The 1281-nt window shown below is 69.3% G+C and carries 2 protein-coding genes and 1 pseudogene; 1 reads left to right on the top strand and 2 read right to left on the bottom strand.

What is annotated here, in order from left to right:
- Together ACXJKR_RS32760 and ACXJKR_RS32765 are read right to left on the bottom strand one after the other, a co-directional pair.
- Window positions 1-307: pseudogene (locus ACXJKR_RS32760) on the bottom strand (SAM-dependent methyltransferase); the annotation flags it as partial.
- Window positions 304-879 (bottom strand): Maf family protein, encoded by a 576-nt coding sequence (locus ACXJKR_RS32765; protein WP_457326416.1) that lies wholly within the window; start codon window positions 877-879, stop codon window positions 304-306. The pseudogene ACXJKR_RS32760 and the gene ACXJKR_RS32765, both read right to left, overlap by 4 nt.
- 32 nt (window positions 880-911) lie before the next feature.
- On the opposite strand from ACXJKR_RS32765, the gene ACXJKR_RS32770 reads away from it, so the two are divergent.
- Window positions 912-1281: YceD family protein (locus tag ACXJKR_RS32770; RefSeq protein ID WP_457326417.1), on the top strand; the 370-nt coding region annotated here is incomplete at its 3' end.

Consider the following 1281-nt stretch of genomic DNA (forward strand, 5'->3'; position numbering starts at 1 on the left):
CGTTCCCGGCCAGCACCGGGTCCAGCAGAGCCAGCCAGGCGACCGCGTCATCGCCGCCGCCCCTGCCGCCCTTGGGAGGGCGCGGCAACTCGACGATCTGCATGGCCTGCAGCGGCTGGACGAGCGGCGCAATGGCATCGACGCGCTTGAGCAGCGCTCGCGTGGTCTTGGCGCTCTCGGCAGCCCAGTGCGTCAGCCGCGCGGCCTGCTCAATGACCCGCTGGGGCAGCACCTCGCGCAGGTCCAGGGAATCGTCCACGCCGAAATCCAGCGTATTGGGCATCAGAATCAGACGGCCCTTGTTCATGCGAGAGGCTCCAGGCCGGCGCGCCGCAGCAGGGCGCAGGTGCGGATCAGCGGCAGGCCGATCAGCGCGGTCGGGTCGTCGGACTCGACGGCCTCCAGCAGCGCAATGCCCAGGCTCTCCACCTTGGCGCTGCCGGCGCAGTCATAGGGTTGGTCGGCGCGCAGATAGGCTTCGATGGCTGAGTCGCTGAGCTCACGCAAGCGCACACGAACTTCGGCGCGCTCAATGGCCGCCAGACCCGGTGCGACGACGGCGACGGCGGTCTGGAACACGACCTCGCGCCCGCTCATACGGCGCAGTTGCGCAGTGGCTGCCTCGTGGGAGCCGGGTTTGCCGATGGCCTCCCCGGCCAGGTCGGCAACCTGGTCGGAGCCGATGACGATGGCGCCAGGAAACCGCGCCGCGACCACGCGTGCCTTGGTCAAGGCCAGCCGCTCGGCCAGGGCCGCCGGGGCCTCGCCGGGCAGGGCGGTTTCATCGACGTCGGGCGCAACCGCTTCGAACGGCAGGCGCAGCCGGGCCAGCAATTCCTGTCGGTAGCGGGAGGTCGAGGCAAGGATCAACTGGGACATCGGGACATTCTCCCCCGCCTAAACTCTCGACCATGAAATCGCGCGCCTTTGTTCCCGAGAAGCTCGATGTCGCGGCTCTCGCTCATGATGACGCCAGCCTGTCTGGCGAATGGCCGGCGACGTTGCTGGAGCGGCTGGCCGACTCGGCCGCTCCCGAAGCGCCGGCCAGTGACTGGCCAGCGCTGCAGTGGAGCCTGCACGGCGAGATCCGCCAGCCCARGGGCAGCAAGGCCCAGACTTGGCTGCACCTGACCGCCTCCGGTCAGGTCGCGCTGACCTGCCAGCGCTGCCTGCAGCCGGTCCACGAAGACATTGATATCGACCGCTGGATCCGCTTCGTCGACACCGAGGTCGAGGCGGCCGCGCTCGACGCGGACAGTGACGATGATGTGCTGGCCCTGC

This window comes from Roseateles sp. P5_E11, from assembly GCF_054049355.1.